General features: G+C 42.1%; 20 protein-coding genes. 16 read left to right on the plus strand and 4 right to left on the minus strand.

The window, feature by feature from the left end:
* Window positions 1–388 precede the first annotated feature (388 nt).
* The 5 genes from ABD744_RS13565 to ABD744_RS13585 all read left to right on the plus strand — a co-directional run bounded on the left by ABD744_RS13565 (window position 389) and on the right by ABD744_RS13585 (window position 5,107).
* The gene (locus ABD744_RS13565) at window positions 389–1,429 is read left to right on the plus strand and encodes a hypothetical protein (protein ID WP_344799052.1); all 1,041 of its coding nucleotides are present in this window, start codon (window positions 389–391) and stop codon (window positions 1,427–1,429) included.
* Window positions 1,430–1,516: 87 nt separating this feature from the next.
* Entirely contained in the window at window positions 1,517–1,975 is a 459-nt protein-coding gene (locus ABD744_RS13570) for a hypothetical protein (RefSeq protein WP_344799053.1), read from the plus strand.
* A gap of 677 nt (window positions 1,976–2,652) precedes the next feature.
* Complete coding sequence (locus ABD744_RS13575; protein ID WP_344799054.1) at window positions 2,653–3,300, plus strand: RNA ligase family protein; 648 nt, start codon at window positions 2,653–2,655, stop codon at window positions 3,298–3,300.
* Entirely contained in the window at window positions 3,293–4,600 is a 1,308-nt protein-coding gene (locus tag ABD744_RS13580) for an AAA family ATPase (protein WP_344799055.1), read from the plus strand. Before ABD744_RS13575 ends, ABD744_RS13580 begins: the two co-directional genes overlap by 8 nt.
* Window positions 4,601–4,612: 12 nt before the next feature.
* Window positions 4,613–5,107 carry a hypothetical protein gene (locus ABD744_RS13585; RefSeq protein ID WP_344799056.1) on the plus strand — a complete coding sequence of 165 codons (495 nt, stop codon included), beginning with the start codon at window positions 4,613–4,615 and terminating at the stop codon, window positions 5,105–5,107.
* 4 nt (window positions 5,108–5,111) lie between these two features.
* Here the strand turns inward: ABD744_RS13585 and ABD744_RS13590 are convergent, their stop codons facing one another.
* The 3 genes from ABD744_RS13590 to trhA all read right to left on the minus strand — a co-directional run bounded on the left by ABD744_RS13590 (window position 5,112) and on the right by trhA (window position 8,149).
* Window positions 5,112–6,524 (minus strand): esterase/lipase family protein, encoded by a 1,413-nt coding sequence (locus ABD744_RS13590; RefSeq protein WP_344799057.1) that lies wholly within the window; start codon window positions 6,522–6,524, stop codon window positions 5,112–5,114.
* 110 nt (window positions 6,525–6,634) lie between these two features.
* The gene (locus ABD744_RS13595) at window positions 6,635–7,495 is read right to left on the minus strand and encodes an alpha/beta hydrolase (protein WP_344799058.1); all 861 of its coding nucleotides are present in this window, start codon (window positions 7,493–7,495) and stop codon (window positions 6,635–6,637) included.
* Window positions 7,496–7,498: 3 nt separating this feature from the next.
* Window positions 7,499–8,149, minus strand: a complete 651-nt coding sequence (trhA, locus tag ABD744_RS13600) for a PAQR family membrane homeostasis protein TrhA (protein WP_344799059.1) — start codon at window positions 8,147–8,149, stop codon at window positions 7,499–7,501.
* A 295-nt stretch (window positions 8,150–8,444) separates the two neighbouring features.
* Between trhA and ABD744_RS13605 the strand changes: the two genes are divergently transcribed.
* The 11 genes from ABD744_RS13605 to ABD744_RS13655 all read left to right on the plus strand — a co-directional run bounded on the left by ABD744_RS13605 (window position 8,445) and on the right by ABD744_RS13655 (window position 18,093).
* Window positions 8,445–9,464 (plus strand): sensor histidine kinase, encoded by a 1,020-nt coding sequence (locus ABD744_RS13605; RefSeq protein ID WP_344799060.1) that lies wholly within the window; start codon window positions 8,445–8,447, stop codon window positions 9,462–9,464.
* Between the two features lie 50 nt (window positions 9,465–9,514).
* Window positions 9,515–10,231 (plus strand): response regulator transcription factor, encoded by a 717-nt coding sequence (locus ABD744_RS13610; protein ID WP_344799061.1) that lies wholly within the window; start codon window positions 9,515–9,517, stop codon window positions 10,229–10,231.
* 71 nt (window positions 10,232–10,302) lie between these two features.
* Complete coding sequence (locus ABD744_RS13615; protein ID WP_344799062.1) at window positions 10,303–10,515, plus strand: hypothetical protein; 213 nt, start codon at window positions 10,303–10,305, stop codon at window positions 10,513–10,515.
* 290 nt (window positions 10,516–10,805) lie between these two features.
* Window positions 10,806–11,900: a hypothetical protein gene (locus ABD744_RS13620; RefSeq protein ID WP_344799063.1), complete on the plus strand. Its 1,095-nt coding sequence runs from the start codon at window positions 10,806–10,808 to the stop codon at window positions 11,898–11,900.
* A 31-nt stretch (window positions 11,901–11,931) separates the two neighbouring features.
* Window positions 11,932–12,867: a hypothetical protein gene (locus ABD744_RS13625; RefSeq protein WP_344799064.1), complete on the plus strand. Its 936-nt coding sequence runs from the start codon at window positions 11,932–11,934 to the stop codon at window positions 12,865–12,867.
* Between the two features lie 71 nt (window positions 12,868–12,938).
* Window positions 12,939–13,862 carry a hypothetical protein gene (locus ABD744_RS13630; protein ID WP_344799065.1) on the plus strand — a complete coding sequence of 308 codons (924 nt, stop codon included), beginning with the start codon at window positions 12,939–12,941 and terminating at the stop codon, window positions 13,860–13,862.
* A 477-nt stretch (window positions 13,863–14,339) separates the two neighbouring features.
* On the plus strand, window positions 14,340–14,771 hold the full coding sequence (locus ABD744_RS13635) for a hypothetical protein (RefSeq protein ID WP_344799066.1): 432 nt from the start codon (window positions 14,340–14,342) through the stop codon (window positions 14,769–14,771).
* Between the two features lie 892 nt (window positions 14,772–15,663).
* Window positions 15,664–15,966, plus strand: a complete 303-nt coding sequence (locus tag ABD744_RS13640; protein WP_344799067.1) for a hypothetical protein — start codon at window positions 15,664–15,666, stop codon at window positions 15,964–15,966.
* A 27-nt stretch (window positions 15,967–15,993) separates the two neighbouring features.
* Entirely contained in the window at window positions 15,994–16,317 is a 324-nt protein-coding gene (locus ABD744_RS13645; protein WP_344799068.1) for a hypothetical protein, read from the plus strand.
* Window positions 16,318–16,359: 42 nt separating this feature from the next.
* Window positions 16,360–17,307 (plus strand): IS1595 family transposase, encoded by a 948-nt coding sequence (locus ABD744_RS13650; protein ID WP_344799069.1) that lies wholly within the window; start codon window positions 16,360–16,362, stop codon window positions 17,305–17,307.
* Between the two features lie 336 nt (window positions 17,308–17,643).
* Window positions 17,644–18,093: a c-type cytochrome gene (locus ABD744_RS13655; protein WP_344799070.1), complete on the plus strand. Its 450-nt coding sequence runs from the start codon at window positions 17,644–17,646 to the stop codon at window positions 18,091–18,093.
* A gap of 117 nt (window positions 18,094–18,210) precedes the next feature.
* Here the strand turns inward: ABD744_RS13655 and ABD744_RS13660 are convergent, their stop codons facing one another.
* The gene (locus tag ABD744_RS13660) at window positions 18,211–18,567 is read right to left on the minus strand and encodes a cupredoxin domain-containing protein (RefSeq protein ID WP_344799071.1); all 357 of its coding nucleotides are present in this window, start codon (window positions 18,565–18,567) and stop codon (window positions 18,211–18,213) included.
* Between the last annotated feature and the right edge of the window lie 3 nt (window positions 18,568–18,570).

Genomic DNA, 18,570 nt, shown 5'->3' on the forward strand with positions numbered 1-18,570 from the left:
ATTCTCAGCATCCTTAATGAGGAGCGTTGAAGGTTTGAGTGGTGCGGTTTCCGAGTATCAGGTTTTGAACACTGACTACCTGCTTGAGTGTTTGGTAATGGCTAAATAAGCAAGTGTGATTGATCGGTGTATTTTTTGATGAGACGTATCCTGAGTGTAGGGTGTGATGTAAAGCTCATTTTAAAACATCCAATATACGTGTTGGATTAAAATTATACTAAACATGGTAGCCTATTCAAAATACTGAATTTCCTATTTAAAAGGAATTGATAATTGGTACTGATTGACTGTATACCGACTTATCTAGTCGATCACACACCTAAACTTTTTTCTCTAATTTCAAGCACTTCAAACAGTAATTAATCTATACGTTGACAAGGAGTCACTAATGAGCGTAGGTATAAAAACACGCGACGATGTAAAATCCGCATTACAGCAATTAGAAGTACAAGCTCTCTATTTTAGTCATGAATCGATTAAAAATAGCCAGGCTCGAATGTGGTACCTACGTGAAATTAAGCTTATGTCAGCAGATACGCTTAAAGCGTATGAAAGAGGTCTGATGAGCGCCAATGAAGCTGCAGTCTTAGCAAATGGAATGCGAAATGACATTCTTAACAAAAGTCGATCAATGCAAACCAAAATGGGATTAAAATACTCTGAATCTCTTAAAAAACAGGGAAAAGTATTAGCTGATTTACTAGATCAGTACTCTATTGAACGATACAAAAAGCCTTTCAATAGCTTAACTTCAGAACTAGATAAAGAAGCCGTATTTGTTGATGTCATCAAAGCTGCGGGGAGGGATCGAGGGGCCGCAACACGTGTCGCCTATCGGTTGAAATGGTCTGCGAGAATATGCTGGGTGCTGACCGCTGGAGTAGCTTTTTACAATATTTTTACCTCAGAAAATAAAACGTGGGCAACTGGTCGTGAGGTAACAACGTTAGGCGTTGGTGTTGGTGGATCTTTCGCAGGTGGAGCAGTTGCAGGTATTTGGTTGGGACCAATAGGTATGGCTATTGGAGCTGCAATTGGTGGCGTTTTTGGTGCGGTAGTCGGTAACGAGGCATACTTAGAATTTACAGGGCCAGAACGTCAAGCTTCAGCCAACATCGTCGCACCTAACACAAAAATGTTTTATACCGATGAAAAAAGAATTGCTTCGGATTTAGTTAAAAAATCCGGCATTGTTATGGATGAGGTATATAAAGTATTTCTAGAACTTGATAGTAACTACAACAGCGATGCGGATGATGTGGCACTGTTGTATGTTAATACAATAAAACAACAACGTGGCTCCATTGAACAAGGTCTTCGTATTCACAAGCCGCTTAATAACCTCTTGATTAGAATTCTTGAAGATGGCTGGACCAGCAACAAAGAAAAGCAAACAATTAATTATTTAAGAAGCCTACAAACATCTTAGGTGGCCTGGCAGATTAATTTGTACTAAATGAATAAGATGAACAATGTCATTTTTTGATTTTTATCATTAATTTTTAAGCAGGTTACTATGCAATCTTGTGAAAAATTTGCAACTAAACTACTTCGTGAATCTGATCCTGACTCTGTAACAGACCCGCTAGTACAATTAACCTTCGGTGGGAATGACGTTGGGTCTCCTGTTAAAGGCGCATGTTTGGCACAACAATATCATCTATCTGAATTGGGGTATTTGTTGTTTCTGACTGACAATGTTCCTTATGAAGAAACACTTCGAATTTACTTAGTGACCGAAGAAGCCAAAGTAATTGATGAACTGGAATTTGGTGGCAATATGGTGACTGGAACCCTTGATATTATTGACTTAAATGGCAAAGATACTATCGTGTTTTCGTTTATTCATGAAGCCAACTGTCGATTACAAGTACTTTCTACGCCTAAGTGGAGTAAACCATTAGTGTTTACTCCTGGTGTTCGGCGTAATGGGTCATTAAGAAAACATTATCTAAAGCTGGATTTTCAGCAGTAACAGCCTTCCCAAAACCTACTGTTGTTTGGGTTGTAGACTGATAATTAGTACAGGACAAACACATGATCAAACATCAATTATAGAACAATCTTTTCTTGCATGGTTAGAGCTCATTCGGTATTAAACCAGGACCTAACCTAACAACTATTGATTAATTGCCATGACAAAACGCCCCTTGATTGATTACCTTGAAAACCTCCCTGACTCTCGTCATCAAGAAGAATGCTCTTACGTTTTATCTGAAGTGGTGTTTATGGCAATTTGTGCCATCTCACGACACCTTTAAACGGATTTTTTCATTCTTGTTCGTTCATAAGAACTGCATACAAACATCCATGGCGGGAATGCCCGTCTCTTCGTTATTACAAACCTTGAAGGCTTTCGTATGGTAATTTGAGCCTGTTTAAATATTAATCACAGTGTTTTATAATTTCGGTTTGATTAATCACTTCTCTATGAGGCGTTGGACGTTTCGTTCTAACCGTTAGGTCATGTAATTCTCTTTTCGTTCTATACAGTCAGCTTTCGTTTAATACGGACAACCAGATATTTGTAAGAGTTTTCTTCACTTGAAATCTCTACAAAGGGTTGTTGCTGCTTTTTTATTTTTTGTCATTATAAAACTGACATCACTCACCTGGTTGTGTTTGATGTTAGGACGTTAAGGAGAATTGGTGATGAACTCTCAACGGTTCAAATACCCTCGAACGCCTCACTTACCTTGGTCGCCCGGATTTACTCCTGATGATATCAGGCAGAGGGACATACAGGGTTTTGAGGATAAAGAAATTGTTATTACTGAAAAAATGGATGGTGAGTGCACCACTATTTATCGGGATTATATTCATGCGCGCTCGATAGACAGCCGACATCATAGTTCGAGAGCCTGGGTAAAAGGGTTGCAGGCCCGGCTTGCATTGGATATTCCCGAAGGTTGGCGAGTGTGTGGTGAAAACTTATACGCGAAGCATTCTCTTCATTATTCTGAATTGGAAAGCTACTTTTACGTTTTTGCTATCTGGGATGAAAACAACTGCTGCCTGAGTTGGGATGAAGTGCTTGAGTGGGCGGATCTTTATCAGCTTCCTACCGTTCCTGAGCTGTTTCGCGGCCAATGGGATGAATCATTCGTCCGGGGTATCAAAGTGGATACCGATAAAATGGAAGGGTACGTTGTACGTACGGCAGAGGGTTTTCATTATTCAGACTTTGGGCGCCATTTTGCTAAATGGGTGCGTACTGGCCATGTTCAAACGGATAAACACTGGATGTCTCAGGAAGTCATACCTAACGACCTGAAAGTTGAGGTGGGCGCTGATGAATAGGAAAGACTGGCTTGCGTCTTTGGCTGTGGATGCCACCCCAACGATTGAAGATTGCATTGAACAGTTAGGGGCGACATTTCCTCTTCTGTATCAATACAAGGAAACGGAACAAGACCCTCAGTGGCATGCCGAAGGTGATGTTTATATTCATACAGGCATGGTGCTTTCTGAGCTTTATGTTCTGTTGAGTAATGAAGCATCTCATATAACGGGCGAATCAAGACAAGCTCTTATCCTTGGGGCGTTATTGCATGACATTGCAAAACCGATGACAACAAGACGCAAAGAGGTGAAAGGCGTCGAGCGTGTTGTTGCTACCGGGCATGAGGCAATGGGGCGCTCTTATGTTGCCCATCGTTTACTGAATCTGGAATTGAGTTACTCCGTTGTTGATTCAGTGATGGGGCTGGTTGGTGAACATCACATGCCTAAGCTTCTGGTCATTAAGCAAATGGGGGCTGGTGAATACTGGAAGCTGGCCAGAAAAGCGTCCATGGAATTGTTGTATTGGTTGGAAGTTGCAGATATGAAAGGTCGTATCTGTGAAGACTTAAATGAACAATTGGATTTATTGGCTCAGTTTCGACTGTTCTGTGAGGAGTATCAGCTTTGGAAGGAACATAAACCTTTGTTGCAATTGGCAGCGGATATGGCTCCCCATTTGGTTGGCTTGGATGAGACAACCAAAGACATGGTATTTGCCCGTACCATGAGGGACTTTGAAGAGGGGGATATTTCAACCTTTGAGGAAGGCATTGCCCGCACTTATTCCTATCGACAAGGGTTCAGTGAAGTCTATGTGCTTTATGGGCCGAGTGGCTCGGGTAAATCCACCTGGATAGAACGGTTTGGGCCGGAATGTGAAGTTATTTCCTTGGATGAACTGCGGGCAGAAATCAACGGGGACAGAAGCAATCAGGCAAATATTGGGAAAATCCTGAATACAGCCCGTGAACGTTTAAAAACGTATTTAAGAGCGAAGAAAAGAGTCATATGGGATGCGACCAATTTACGGGAAGACTTCAGAAGTCTTATCTGCAGAATCGCTTTCGACTATCACGCTTTTGTGACAATGGTGGTGTTTCATAAGTCAGAAAATCAGCTGTTTGTGGACAATAAAAACCGCTCGTACCCGGTGCCTGAAATGGTGCTGCGCAGCCAGCTGGATCAACTGGAGTGGCCAGTACCAGAAGAGGCTCATCGATATTGGGTGATAGATCATCAAGGAAATACCATAAAGCAATCAGGTAGTTTTAAACGGAATAACTGTGATAAAACAACAGGTTCAATAAATAATTAGGAGAAACCGTTCATGGAAGAGTTAGCCTCGGTTCTATTGAAGGAAAAGGACATAGAAGAAAGTAGCAATACTTCGAGCCGATGGTCATTCGGAATGCTAGTTTTACATTGTTTGGTATTAGTTTATTTGCTATTAACTAATGGCCAAGTTGCTGCCATAACGTTTGTGTCGGTTTGGTTAGTTATATGGATCGGTATTTTTATCAATGAACGAGGCTGGTTTCCTGAACGGGTGAAAAAAGCCTCCAAACCAGATTTAATTACTATTGAACTGGTAGATGATTTTGTTTTGGTAAAACAACTAAATTCCGTTCTCTGGAGTGCCCGTAAGTCCGAAATAAGTCATGTGGATTTGAATCTTAAAAAGGCCAAGTCTAAATGGCTTGGCTCGAAAACGGATTTAACCATTTTCACCAATAATGGGGATTCCTACCTGCTTAGCGGCCATCGGTTTGATGAATCTCAATTGCTTGAGTTTTCCGCGTTATTTGAAGCTAAAACCAGCTGATTACTTAGCTGGCCTTTCCTTGCGGGTAGTCTTCTTTCAATATCTCTGAGGTTTCCTGAATCAGTTGACCGCCCAGCTTTACAGATCGATAGACTGAGCCTGCGATGGTGGCTTGAGTGACTTCAACAACCTTGGCGACGGGTTTAATGACCGGCAATTTCTGAAGGACTTGATGAGGTTCTCTGGCGATGGATTGGTGCATGTTTTCAATGGCAGAGACGGTTTTATCGAAGCCGGCTGAAAGGAGGTCGAGTGTGCCTGTCAGCATTTCTTTGGATGAGTCTGTCTGATCGCTTTCGGTTATCAAAGCTTCATTGGCTTCAGGTTTGTAGCATATCGCTTTTATCTTTGGTTGGTTGGCTGCCGCCCACTTTCTGATCTGATCATAGACTGGTTGGGAGTGAGCAAGCGGAAGGTGTGGTATGCCATCAAAGTGTGCCGTTAAACTGCCATTGGGCAGTACCGCAGGCAAGGCACTGTTTTTTCGAACCAGGCTGTCGCCAAACATTTGATTCACAAAACTGTTGTTACGTGGCGAGATGGAGCCACTGATGAAGTGGTGTGTTGCATTCGGGTGGAAGCTCTTACAGGGGATTAATTGGCTATATGATGTTGCGCTTTGATCGGTACTGAAGCCATCTTTTAAATCCTGAATGCCCTTGCTGCGAACGTCAATCCAGTCGGCCCATTGGCTGACATAGTCTTTTGGAATGGCGCGCACCAACGAACTTGCCAGATTGCCAAATTTTTCCAAGGGTGAGCCATGATGTGGCGTTCCCAGGTAATAGCATTGGGAGAGGCTGTTCAGCCAGCTTGATCCTGCGTCGGCCGTTTTTTGAGCGTGGCGCATGACCAATCCACCCATACTGAACCCCACCAGAACCAGTTCGTCAATGTTGATCGGGTAATTTTGGATCAATTCATCCAACAGCTTGCTGAAGTTCTGGCCATTTTGCTCAATGGCTAAGCCTGTGTTGTAACGCAGGTAAAACGGCGTAAATCCGAGATCTTGCTGAAGCTTGGAACCGTAACTTTGCTGGTGGCCCGATTTAAAGTGCCAGATGGTTTCCAGGTTGGTTAAGCCATGCAGAAAGACCACCACTTTGTTGGTCAGGGGAGTAGGTGGATTTGTTGCCAATTCGCGCAACTTCACCAATTTATACCGATAGTAAAACCCCATAGTGATGGCCAATGGGTTGTTTTCCTGCACCAGATAATCACCAATGACACCATTCAGAATGGCCCTGCCAACTTTGCCAAGGTGTTGGTAATCCAGCTTTTCTGAAATCGCTGAAATTGAATTCTGCGTGTCTGTATTCAAGGTATCTGTATTTAAGGAGTCTGAATTGGCAGTATCTGAAATTTCAGACTCTGGAGCTGTTTGGCTTGGCGCGTTTAATGACTGAAGTTCTGTCATGGTTGATCCTCCCGTCGGTGATGTAGCGATGATCACACAGCTTTATGACGTTTTATTTGCGATAAAACGTCAATTCACTGGGCTGATTGGCAGGCTCTTGCAGCTGAATCCTAATGGGCGGATTGAAGAAAATCGCCAACTTCATTGAAAACCTCTTTGGCGACCTCACCACGAATGATGCCGTGGAGGTGAAAATTAATTTCTTTGTGCACCTTAATTTGAGACGTTAATGCCTGATAGATATCTCGGCTGCTTTGCACATCGACTTTAGGGTCTTCCGTTCCATGAACGATCAACGAAGGAATGCGGATGCTAGGTAAACCCTTAACCACGCCTCGCATCAGTCGTTTGATTTGTACGATGCCATTGACCGGACACTTTAAGTAATTGATGTGGGGGTTATCTGCATGGTTGGTGACAAACTCTTTTTTGCCCTTGTTGGTTCCGAGTTTTGTTAATACTCGGTTCCAGTGGTTCACGGGTTCTGCAAAGTGAGCACTGAACTTTTTAAACTTGAGTGGCGCGCTGATGCTGATCAGTGCTTTGAACTGGTCTGGTTTACTGATGGCCTGTTGTAGCGCTATTGCGCCTCCTGTGGAGAAGCCGGCAACGGTAATTTGGTCACAGCAGTGTTTCAGGATTTCATGGGCCCGGTTGACTGACCCGACCCATTCTTCCATTGTCCTGTTTGATAAGTCCTGAGCGGTGGTGCCGTGGCCTGCCATTCTTGGCGCGTACACTGTGTAACCTTGATCAAACAGATACTCAGCCCATTCACGCACTTCTTCTGGGGCGGCCATTAAGCCGTGGATTAACAGTACGCCTCGTTTGGACTCAGGCCGATGCAATAAGTAGGGTTGGCCTATGTTCTCTGGCTTGGTTTCTTCGGCTTGGTAATGAAGCTCAAACTCGCGCTTGAAGAGTTGAAGTTCATTGTCGATCAGCATTTGGCACTGGGCTGAAATGGTCATGGTTTATGCCATCGAAGCAGATGAAAATGCACTGTAGATCAGGGCATAGTGGAAACCGCCACCGATCAACACCATGACATGGAATAACTCATGAAAGCTGAAGATACCAGGCATCATTAACGGCTTTTTGGTGGCGTAAAAAATAGCGCCCATCGTAAATGCGATGCCGCCTGCGAACAGCAACCAAGCCTGATCTTCCGTCATGATTTCCAGTACTTGTTGCATCGGGAACACCAGCATCCAGCCCATGGTTAAAAAGATCAGGGCGTAAATCATGCGGGGTGCCCGGGGGAAGAATATTTGAGAAATGGCTCCGAAGCCGACTAAGCCCCACTGGATGGCGATCATAGGTAAGCGCCAGTCATCGTCCATAAAAAAGTAACATATAGGGGTGTAGGAACCGGCAATCATAAAGAAAATGGCAAGGCGATCCATTTTTCGCCAGAACGACAGCTCGTTCTCTTTCTTTTTAAACATGTGGTAGAGGGAGCTGGCAGAAAATAAAAACACAACGGACAAACCGTAAACCAATGCGGTGATCAGCATGGAAGCAGATCCGGCAGCTTCGCGAACGAGAAAGATAGTACCCACAACAGCGGCAATGGCACCGGCAAGATGAGAGTAAAAATTAAAGGCTTCGTGAGATTTGACCACAGGGGTTTCCTCTTCCGTTTAAATATACGGCAATGCTGAACATTGCTCTGTTTATCATTCTGTTGATGTTCCACTTGTTGGGCGGGCCGCGATTGCGTTTTGCCTTTTACTTGTGGAGCACTCCCTTGAGCCGTTACACTCGTTTTCCGGTTTTTATTGAAAAGAGTGTGTTTCGGTTAGTGGCCATTCTATATAAATCTGAACGTCACAAAATGACGGAAGCCCTTGTTGGCCGTGCTTTTACAAAACTTTTACATTGCAGTGACAATTCGCTCTTAACAGGGAACCAAACCTTATGAATCGAAATAAGCTGATGCCCAATGCGATGTTTATTTTTATCTTCTCCATCGTTGCATTGGTGTCTTCATTTGTTCTCTATATTTATTGGTACATTGAAATCAGCAGTGGTTTGGATGAGGTCATTAATAAATTTAATATCGACCCGAGGCAAGTGTTTGAATCCCAAACCGGGTTGGTGATTTTTGTCTTGGCGGTGTTGGTAGGGTTGATCCTGACAGGGCTGTCGATGACCTTTGTGTATAATCAGAAAATGCAGCAACTGTATCGTCTGCAAAATAACTTTATTAACAATTTTACGCACGAGCTTAAAACGCCGGTAACTTCACTGAAGCTGTATTTGGAGACGTTTCAAAAGCACGAAATATCCAAAGAAGATCAACGTAAATACATTGATTACATGCTTCAGGACGTAAATCGCTTATCAGACAATATCAGCAATATTCTGGATTTAGGGCGTATTGAAAGCCGTAATTTTCAAGATGAATTCGAATCCATTGATTTATTCACCTTTATTGATGGTTTTTATGCTGAGAATAAACACTTATTTCCAGGCTTGAATATCCGGGTGTCGGCCCCTGAAGGTGAACACCAACGGCTGGATTTCAGTCGGCCTTTGTTTGAAATGTTGTTAATTAACATGGCATCCAACGCCTTTAAATACAATGATTCATCAGAACCTTGTTTGGACGTTCGAATGGATCGGCAGGGCAGTTCGGTGATTGTGAAGTTTACCGATAACGGCATCGGCATAGATCGCTCTCAATCGAAGAAAATATTTAAGAAATTTTATCAGGTGGGCCACTCAAGTATACGCTCGGCACAGGGCAGTGGCCTGGGGTTGTATTTCGTGCAGAATATTGTGTTGGCGCATGGCGGAAAAATTAAAGTGGTACGCAATGAGAGCGATCCGCTTGTTGAACACAATAAAGGCGCTACTTTTATTTTGACGTTGCCTTTGAACACAAAAAAATCAGCCGCCAAGCGCAAATTTAAACTGCAGAGTTTTGATCGATGAGTTTCGACCAATGAGTTTAATGAATGAGTTTTTAAGAATGAGCTTAAAAAATGACGAATAATAAACGTATTTTGGTGGTTGAGGATGAAACTCATATCGCAGAAGGGATTCGGCTGAATTTACAGCTGCAAGGCTATGAAGTGCAGATCGCTGAAACGGGTACCGCAGGGTTGGTTGCCTGGAAGCAGTGGCAACCCGACTTGGTCGTGCTGGATATTATGCTGCCGGGAGTGGATGGCATCTCCGTATTAAAAAGCATTCGCCTGGAAGATGAACGGCTGCCGGTTTTGATCTTGTCTGCCAAAAGTACTCCCGAAGATAGAATAAAAGGCTTGGAATCCGGGGTGGATGATTACCTATCCAAACCGTTCAATCTGGATGAATTTTTACTTCGGGTGGATCGGCTACTCAAGCGGGATGGCTGGAATAAAAAAGAAACATCCTCAGATGATGTCAGTTCCACGGATGTCTATGATTTTGGTGAAAACCGAATTGACTTTGCCCAAGCACATGCGGTGTGCAAAGGGCAGGAGATCACCCTGACGGAACAAGAGCTGCGGTTATTAAGGTTGTTCATTGCCAATCGAGGCAAAGCCTTAACCCGTGGTGAGATTCTGGAACTGGCCTGGGGCTTTTCCAAAAGCCTGACCACCCGAACGGTGGATAATTTTATTGTTCGCTTCCGCAAATATTTTGAAGACGACCCTAAGCACCCGGTGTATTTTAAAAGCCGCCGCTCGGTGGGTTATGTGTTTGATCACGAGTGAGCAGAACTTATGATCTGAATTCAAGGATTGACCTCAACTCTAACTCTTAATGCTATTAGGAAAATAAGAAGATGATTAAAGCAAGCTTTACAGGAGAACTGAACGTTCTTCTCGATCAGAAAAATATATCCATTGAGGAAAAGCGTAGAATTGTAGCAACGAATTTGGCGCTGGGCCTTATTTCAACGGCGATTTCCAAAGAAGGCACGGACCATAAATTGGCAGACGAAATGAAAAACTTACCGGGTTATGTTGATACTATTTATCAGTCGCTGTCTCGGTGACTGAGTAGATGCCGTTTATTTTCTATGCTTCCCCTGTATAACTGTGCATTAATTCTCAACACCTTATGAAGAAAACCAATACACTGATGCTCTGAAAATTTTCAGGTGCTACAAGAAAAATTCAGTGATGGAGTTACTGGGTTTGGTTTAGCTGTTTACCTGAAAATATGTGGTAAGAGAATACCAAGGAAATAATTAAACATGGATGTAAGCAATACAAGTTCAGTTGTTACGGAGAGTCAGGGCAATCTGTGCCTATTCCGTGTGGGTAATGTCATGGGAGGGATCGTATGATTACTCCTGGCGAGCAAGGATTTCATGTCTCTGACTTAATGGGGAATCAATACCTGTTTTGTCATTCGTTCGATGCTGGCATAGAAGTGTTTCCGACGCACCTAACCAACATCCAAGACCCGTTTTATGGTCGGCCCTTCCTGATGCATCTCTGTGAGCTTGGCTCTTTGGATGGGGCGTTACGAGATTTATATCTGTATGCCAGGCCTCATACTTATTTACTGCATAAGAAAAATGATTGGGATGTGTTGGCTGAGCTTCTTCAAATGCTGGAAACGGAAGAGCTGAAGGTTTGGCAGACCAGGGATGTCCTGATGGAGCATATGGCTGCACTTCAAGCTAAGACTTCATCGGTTGAATCGGATAATGCAACCAGCAGTCCTCCAACTAAGCCGGCGATCAGGCGTAGACAGGCTGAACTTACAACTTCTGAAAGTCAGGCTTCGGTTGAATCAACTGCGTCAATTCATGAGTCATCCGCTCCTGCGCCTACGGCCTCCAAACCCCGAGATTTAAATGATCCCTTGCAGAGAAAGGCTCTGTTTGATCAGCATGGGGTTATTGTTGGCCCTTATAAGGAGCTTCAACAAATCAGTAAACCTGGTTATCAACGAGAGCACTTTATTCCTCATTCCTGTTATATGGCTCGTTCAAGTTTACCTAACGAAAAGCGTGCAAATGTGCCAATTGGTCCGGAATTTGGCGCTTATAACGAAGGTGATGCCATTACTTATTTTGTGTATGACGACCAGAGTAAAGGAACGGAACACCGTTATTTAACGGATGTTGAAAAGAAGTATGCAAGGGATCTTCAGTGCCAAGATGAGTTTGCCAGTAGCACTGAATGGCTGGATCATATGGAAAGCGAGACCGCAAAGTCGTTTTCATTGGATATGATTGAACGAAGTCCAGGTGTGTATGAACCTAGAATTCCACCAGAAGATGCAGCAGATGTGGCGAAAGGTATTCGTATTGAGTATGAAAATTCACTTGATGCAATGGGCGTTAATAAAGAAGCCAAGTTATCTAACTTAGTTGGTGGTGGTAAGGTTCCAACTGGTCCTATTGAAGATGCAGGCTCTGATTTCTAATTTAATAAACAATGAAGAAGGCTTTTGATAAATGAATGCAGACTATGAAATCGTTCATGTAATTGATGTGGCGTTCTCGAAATTAGGCAACCACAAAATATTAACTTATTACAATGAGTCAAACCCTTTAGGTGCTGTAGGGGCTGTTTTTTCTGGAGATATGCCGTACGGTGGTGTGTCTAACGTTTGTCTTGGAGCGAACTGTCAGTTAAATGCTATGTGGACATCCAATGAAGGTCACTTATGGGTTGTGGATGATCATGGTGATGTCTTCACGAATGCAGATGTTCATTTTACCTCTTCCCCATACAAGCACTTAGAGTTCTCAAGTGGCGATTTTGATATTGATTGGAATGTTGGTGAGGTCTTTCAAGGGCAGCTAAACGGTATATGGGGAACGTCTGATTCCGACGTATGGGTCACATCTTTTAGTGGTCCTGCCTTGCATTGGGATGGTGAAAGCTGGACTCAATATGAATTGCCTCAAGCGCCAAATCAAATTGATGGTTCGGCATCGGATGATGTTTATATTGTGGGCTATCACGGCAATATTCATCATTGGGACGGTAGTCGTTGGACGAAAGTTAATTTGCCTGAAGGTATTTTGTCCACAGATACCTTTACCGATGTGAAGGCCGTAAACAAAGAACTTGTTTATATCACCGGGCGTAGCGGTTGCTTATTAGTGGGTAATGCAAAGGACGGTTTTAGGGACATAGGTTCGCCAAAGTTTGCTTGGTATGGTGTGGGCAGTCTTGATGGTCGTATATTTCTTGCGGGTGGTGAATTAGGTATATTCGAATTGGTTGATGAGCAGTTTCTCTGCTTAAAAGACAAAGGTAATCCTGTTGGCGTATTTGAAACCCCTGAAGCGATTAACTTCATTCCTGCAGAACAGCAGCCTAGCTCTTGGTATGTTCGATACTCTCCTAACGAAGACCGAGCTTGGACAAAAATTTCCTCATAGAGTTATTCATTCTTTGATGTAAACAGAGGCGTTTATTGGAGCGCCTCATCTATGTTTTAAATAGGGTATATATGAGTGATTACGAAATATCACACGTTATCGATATAACAAACTCTAAACTTGGTGAACACAGTATTTATACTCACTATGATGAATCAAACCCCATGGGAGCTGTAGGCGAGGTTCGTTTGTCTGAAGGTGATCGTGCAAAGACGTGTTTAGGGGCAAATTGTCAGATAAATGCAATGTGGTCTTCTAGAGAAGGTAACCTATGGGTAGTGGATGATCATGGTGATGTGTTTACGAATGCCGATGTTAGTTTTGAAAATCCACCATTTAAGTCTTTAGAATTTTCTAACGGTCATTTCGATATTGATTGGAATGTTGGTGAGGTTTTTCAAGGGCAGCTAAACGGTATATGGGGAACATCTGATTCTGACGTATGGGTCACTTCTTTTAGTGGTCCTGCCTTGCATTGGGATGGGGAAAACTGGACTCAATACGAATTACCTCAAGCGCCCAATCAAATTGATGGCTCAGCATCGGATGATGTTTATATTGTGGGTTATCACGGCAATATACATCATTGGGATGGTAGTCGTTGGACGAAAGTGAATTTGCCTGAAGGTATTTTGTCCACAGATACCTTTACTGATGTGAAGGCCGTAAGCAAAGAACTTGTTTATATCACCGGGCGCAGCGGTTGTTTATTAGTGGGTAATGCAAAGGTCGGTTTTAGGGACATAGGTTCGCCAAAGTTTGCTTGGTATGGTGTGGGCAGTCTTGATGGTCGTATTTTTCTTGCGGGTGGTGAATTAGGTATATTCGAGCTGGTGGATGAGCAGTTTGTCTGCTTAAAAGACAAGGGGAATCCTGTGGGTGTATTTGAAACTCCTGGCGCGATTAACTTTATTCCTGCTGAACAACAACCAAATCCCTGGTTTGTACGATATGCTCCAAATGAAGAAAGAGCTTGGCTAAAAGTTACGACCTAGAATTTAGTATTGTTATCCTGAGGCGATGTGCAAAATAACCAAAGTTCATTCTTTGGTTTTTTTATTTCTGCTGCCTGGTTACTACAAAAGTACTGCCTTTCTATCCCTCAGGGCTTTCAATTTAAAGCCTTAAAAACAACAAACCAAATAGTTCACTGGCTTCGTTGGTTTATCCACTTTTTCATTCCCAATTGTTCGCTTGACGCTTTATGGCCGATCAGGGCAGACTAACTGCTGGTTACGGTGTGCGCCAACTGGCTTACTCAGTGGGATGCACACGTTGTCGTAACCTGATGCTTTGGGGCGTTGTTATCCCCGAAGCAGAGAAGGTGTCCCCGCGAGTGCGGCAACACTCCGGAGACGTGGCAAGGTCCCAACTGAAACGCGACCTTGCAGGAGGAACATTAACATACTCGTAGTCCCTGCTGGAAGCGTTGGGGCCTTGTCATTCCTATTTTTTAAACAGGATGCAAGGCTATGGAGAATACTGAATTACAGAACCGCATAAAGCTACGTGCGGAGGTTTATTATCAGGATGTTCTGCAACATATTCAGAAGACAGAACACGCTTGGTTAAAGGATCAGTCGACTGACTTTGCGGCGTCGTATTACCGTATGAGTTATCAGTATGCGGTGGTGCAACAATTGAAATCGAATGATCATCGGTTGCTTGAAGTTGAAGCGGCAACCTTGGGTTATGAGCTTGTCCCTGTCGATAAATCAAGTGTTCGTTCACCCAAACAAATCAAAATACCTATTCTTGCTCGTCTCAAAAAACTTCACTCTTTAACGGCGGTCATTGCTCAGGCGGAAGCTTCCGGACATGGTGATGCTGTGCGAGAGGATTTGGCCCATACTGCCAATGCGCTTGTATCTGATTTACAGGTTCTGGTGGGCGATTTGATGTGAGTTAGGTTGATATGCCTCCTCAGTTTAAAACAGGGGAGAGCTCAATTTTTTGTAAATATTTAAAGTTTAATGGTTGGCTTGAGATGAAAAACCATCGTTGAATCAGCGCCAGAAGTTAAGGCGTAGCTTCGGTATAATATGTAGCTTCAGTCGTATTTTAGTGAGGAGGGTGGCGATTCTGCTTTCTAGACATAAATCGATTCTATGTCTAGACTTGTTACTAAACTTAGATACTGACAAGTAATGAGTATGTCTATTATTTACTTAGATAGTAAAAGACGGCTGGTCACTGAGCTGTTAATTGTGGTTTGGCTATTCTGTCAGAGTATGGTGTTGTGTATTAGTACAATTAATAACTTTATAGCTCATGACTTGGGACAAGGTTATGAACTACATCATGGAAAAATTGAACTGAGTTCAACAGAAACTAATAATTTACCCTCTTTGAATTCCATTCTTAATAATAAGTTTGATGGCCTGAAAGAGCATAAGCATATTGAAAATAATTGTTGTGATGAAAAGGACAGTTATTTACCTAATATATACTTCTCTATATTTATACCTATACTTATCTTTTTTATTCAGTATTGGTTTTCGTTCTTATCCGGAAGTTTATTTTCTTATCTTGATTATTACAATCGCCCCCCTCCTGAATTTAATTATCCACAAAAATATGTTGTGAACTGCACTTATTTGAATTAAATCTCTTCTTTTAGGATTTCTTTATTCTTTACTCTTGAATGAAGTCTTGTCCTCGTAGGTTGCCTATTTTTAAATAATACTTTCTTGTTCTATGTAGCTTGATTTTAATTCGCTGGAACAATAGTTATTGCTTGAGTGAGTTGATATTGAATTAAAAAGCTAAGAACTTTTGATGTAAAGGTAATTGATTATGAATTACTTACAGGTGGTTGTTTTTGTTCCTGTTGAATGTGAAGAGATTCTTGAGAATGAACTTAAAAAACAGGATCTCGTTTGTTTATATTTTATTAGAGTTCGTGGTTATGGTTGTCATCCAAATTATTTTTCACGTAACTGGTTTGTACAGTTCGTGAAGTTTGAGTTGATTATAAAAGAAGATCGGTTGGATTCGATAAAATATGCTGTAAAGAGTTCTTGCCAAGTTGGATCAGAGGATGATGGTTTTATTTCAGTTACATCCTTAGGTGATATACAGGCAATTAAAAATCTTTGAATTTTGATATTTAAAAAGGTGAAAGAGATGAAAACTATATTATCAATAATATGTGGTTTTTCGCTGATTATTTCAGGGTGTTCAACTTATAAAAGCGTACATAGTCATGATGGTCATCATCATGGAGCATCTGTGGGTCACCATAGTAAAGTAAGTGAAGAAAGCAGTAACGGTGGCTCAGCAAATCAACTGAGTACTCCACATGCGCACGGCTCTGAAGGTTCTTTGGCTGGTGAGCCAGGAAAGGAGTCACAAGTAGACAGAGTTATTAACGTGATTGCAGACGATACTATGCGTTTTACGCATGAACCTCTAAATATTATCTTGATTACCCACAATATTCAGTCATGAGCTAAACTGTAATTAAACACAGTGTTAAAGCGAGTGCAGATCATGGCTAAGAATCAGGTTCAATTTCAACGGGGTTATAGCTTGTTCGAGTTCATGGATGATTATGGAAGTGAAGAAAAATGTGAGCAAGCTCTGTTTCAGTGGCGATTTCCTGAAGGTTATGTGTGTCGGGAGTGTGGTAACACAACCTATTGCCAACTGAAGTCCCGCAAAATACTTCAGTGCAATCGTTGTAGACACCAGCACTCACTGACCAGTGGAACGCTATTTGAGAGTACCAAGCTCCCGTTAAGTAAGTGGTTTCTTGCTATTCACCTGTTAACGCAATCAAAAACAGGCATTTCTGCAATGTCTTTAAAAAGAGAACTGGATGTCAACTACGACACAGCCTGGAAGCTTAAGCACAAGTTATTGCAGGCAATGAAGGAGTCAGATGATAAGCATTCACTGAGAGGGATCGTTCAAATAGATGATGTTTATTGGGGCGGTAAGCGCAGAGGCGGCAAAAGAGGTCGTGGAGCGGAAGGAAAAACATCATTCGTGGCCGCAGTGTCTGTTAATCCAGATGGGCATCCACAGAAAATGAGGATGACAGTGGTTGATGGTTTTACGAACGATGCTATAGAGCAGTGGTCCAATCGCCACCTGGCTCCAGAGAGCACGGTTATCTCTGATAAATTGGCGTGTTTTAGTTCAACAGAAACGGCAGGTTGCTATCACTTTGGTTTAAAAACTTCAGGTAATTACGAGCTGATGGATAGCCCCTTGTTTAAATGGGTCAATGTCATGATTGGCAATGTAAAGAATTCATTAAAAGGGAGCTGTCACTCGATTAATCCAAAGCACCTGCCGCGCTATCTGGCAGAGTATTGCTTCCGTTTTAATCATCGTTTCAATTTGCGAGAGATGCTGCCAAAGCTGGCTCAGGTCGCTGTCAGAACACCAGCTATGCCGTATCGGCTCTTAAAGATGGCTGAGCTTAGTGGGTAATCAAGAATATTATTGAAGGTGAAACTATTCAATTTAAAATAACCAACAAAGGTGCTATTCCGCATGAATTCTCAATTGGGACTAAGAGCGAACATAAGGCTCACGGTAAAATGATGGTGAATCACCCTAATATGCATCATGGGCCAGGAGGAAACTCTATAACGGTTAACCCTTCTGAAACAGGAATATTAAATTGGAAGTTCCATCAAACTTATCAAATAGAAGCTGCTTGCAATATACCTGGGCATTATGAAGCAGGAATGTTCAGCCCTATTTCTATTATGGAAGGTAATTAATCATAAATATTCATAGTGTTGATAATTTGAGGGATTGTTAATGTTTAAGTCGATTCTAAATTTTGGTGCGTACTCGATTGTTATTTTGATAGCAGCATGCTCTGATCAAAACGATTTTCCTGAAGTTAAAGATTATGAAAAAAATGGTCGTTGGTATAATCATCAGCAAGTAACATGGGGGCGCTCGGTTTATGATAAGTACTGCATTAACTGCCATAATTCAAAGGCCGTGGGTACTTTTAAGTGGAAACAACCGCTCGAAGATGGAAGTTATCCTCCTCCGCCTTTAAACGGAACTGCCCATACATGGCATCATTCTTTACCTGTGTTATTGAGAACGATAAATGATGGTGGTATTCATATGGGAGGAAAAATGCCTCCTTTTAAAGATGTCTTGACTGACGAGGAAAAGCTGGCCGTTATTTCTTATTTTCAAAGTTTTTGGAGTGACGAAGTTTATGGCCGCTGGAGTAAAAGAAATTCTAAATAAAATTTTTATTTAAATAGGTCGTATCCTAGACCCAATATACAGGTCTAGGATGTTGTTGTTTTTAATCGATGTTATTTGAGTTTTGTGTGTTGCTACAAACTAATATTTTGAAAGATGTTATTTTTCAACTCTAAGTTGTCCTTTATACATTTTCATTTGACAGTGAAAATCATAAACTCCCTCTTTAAGCGCAGGGATTTTGATTTTTACAATTTTATTTAAAGGCAGAGTTTCATTAATTTCAAGTTCAGGAAATTGAAGCATTTCAGCGCAAGGAGACTCATCTTCGCGTATAAACGCTAGAGTAATTTCAGTATGTGCTGGTATTTTAATGAATGAAGGCTGGTAAATTCCATTGGCAACCTTTACTGCCTGGCCGTGGTTTTCTAATATCGTTTCATTTGGCTTGTATATCCAAAACCACCAGATAATAAATACGATCAGAGCGATACATATAATATTGATTATTAGCATGGT

The sequence above is a fragment of the Litoribacillus peritrichatus genome, assembly GCF_039537985.1.
Taxonomy (GTDB): domain Bacteria; phylum Pseudomonadota; class Gammaproteobacteria; order Pseudomonadales; family Litoribrevibacteraceae; genus Litoribacillus; species Litoribacillus peritrichatus.

Bases quoted from the DNA above. Each gene is read 5' to 3' on its own strand.
- ABD744_RS13635 (WP_344799066.1), top strand. From the start codon at position 14,340: ATGGAGAATACTGAATTACAGAACCGCATAAAGCTACGTGCGGAGGTT.
- ABD744_RS13660 (WP_344799071.1), bottom strand. From the start codon at position 18,567: ATGCTAATAATCAATATTATATGTATCGCTCTGATCGTATTTATTATC.
- ABD744_RS13645 (WP_344799068.1), top strand. From the start codon at position 15,994: ATGAAAACTATATTATCAATAATATGTGGTTTTTCGCTGATTATTTCA.
- ABD744_RS13620 (WP_344799063.1), top strand. From the start codon at position 10,806: ATGATTACTCCTGGCGAGCAAGGATTTCATGTCTCTGACTTAATGGGG.
- ABD744_RS13595 (WP_344799058.1), bottom strand. From the start codon at position 7,495: ATGACCATTTCAGCCCAGTGCCAAATGCTGATCGACAATGAACTTCAA.
- ABD744_RS13580 (WP_344799055.1), top strand. From the start codon at position 3,293: ATGAATAGGAAAGACTGGCTTGCGTCTTTGGCTGTGGATGCCACCCCA.
- ABD744_RS13610 (WP_344799061.1), top strand. From the start codon at position 9,515: ATGACGAATAATAAACGTATTTTGGTGGTTGAGGATGAAACTCATATC.
- ABD744_RS13590 (WP_344799057.1), bottom strand. From the start codon at position 6,524: ATGACAGAACTTCAGTCATTAAACGCGCCAAGCCAAACAGCTCCAGAG.
- ABD744_RS13640 (WP_344799067.1), top strand. From the start codon at position 15,664: ATGAATTACTTACAGGTGGTTGTTTTTGTTCCTGTTGAATGTGAAGAG.
- ABD744_RS13630 (WP_344799065.1), top strand. From the start codon at position 12,939: ATGAGTGATTACGAAATATCACACGTTATCGATATAACAAACTCTAAA.
- ABD744_RS13650 (WP_344799069.1), top strand. From the start codon at position 16,360: ATGGCTAAGAATCAGGTTCAATTTCAACGGGGTTATAGCTTGTTCGAG.
- ABD744_RS13565 (WP_344799052.1), top strand. From the start codon at position 389: ATGAGCGTAGGTATAAAAACACGCGACGATGTAAAATCCGCATTACAG.
- ABD744_RS13615 (WP_344799062.1), top strand. From the start codon at position 10,303: ATGATTAAAGCAAGCTTTACAGGAGAACTGAACGTTCTTCTCGATCAG.
- ABD744_RS13575 (WP_344799054.1), top strand. From the start codon at position 2,653: ATGAACTCTCAACGGTTCAAATACCCTCGAACGCCTCACTTACCTTGG.
- ABD744_RS13570 (WP_344799053.1), top strand. From the start codon at position 1,517: ATGCAATCTTGTGAAAAATTTGCAACTAAACTACTTCGTGAATCTGAT.
- ABD744_RS13605 (WP_344799060.1), top strand. From the start codon at position 8,445: ATGAATCGAAATAAGCTGATGCCCAATGCGATGTTTATTTTTATCTTC.
- ABD744_RS13625 (WP_344799064.1), top strand. From the start codon at position 11,932: ATGAATGCAGACTATGAAATCGTTCATGTAATTGATGTGGCGTTCTCG.
- ABD744_RS13655 (WP_344799070.1), top strand. From the start codon at position 17,644: ATGTTTAAGTCGATTCTAAATTTTGGTGCGTACTCGATTGTTATTTTG.
- ABD744_RS13585 (WP_344799056.1), top strand. From the start codon at position 4,613: ATGGAAGAGTTAGCCTCGGTTCTATTGAAGGAAAAGGACATAGAAGAA.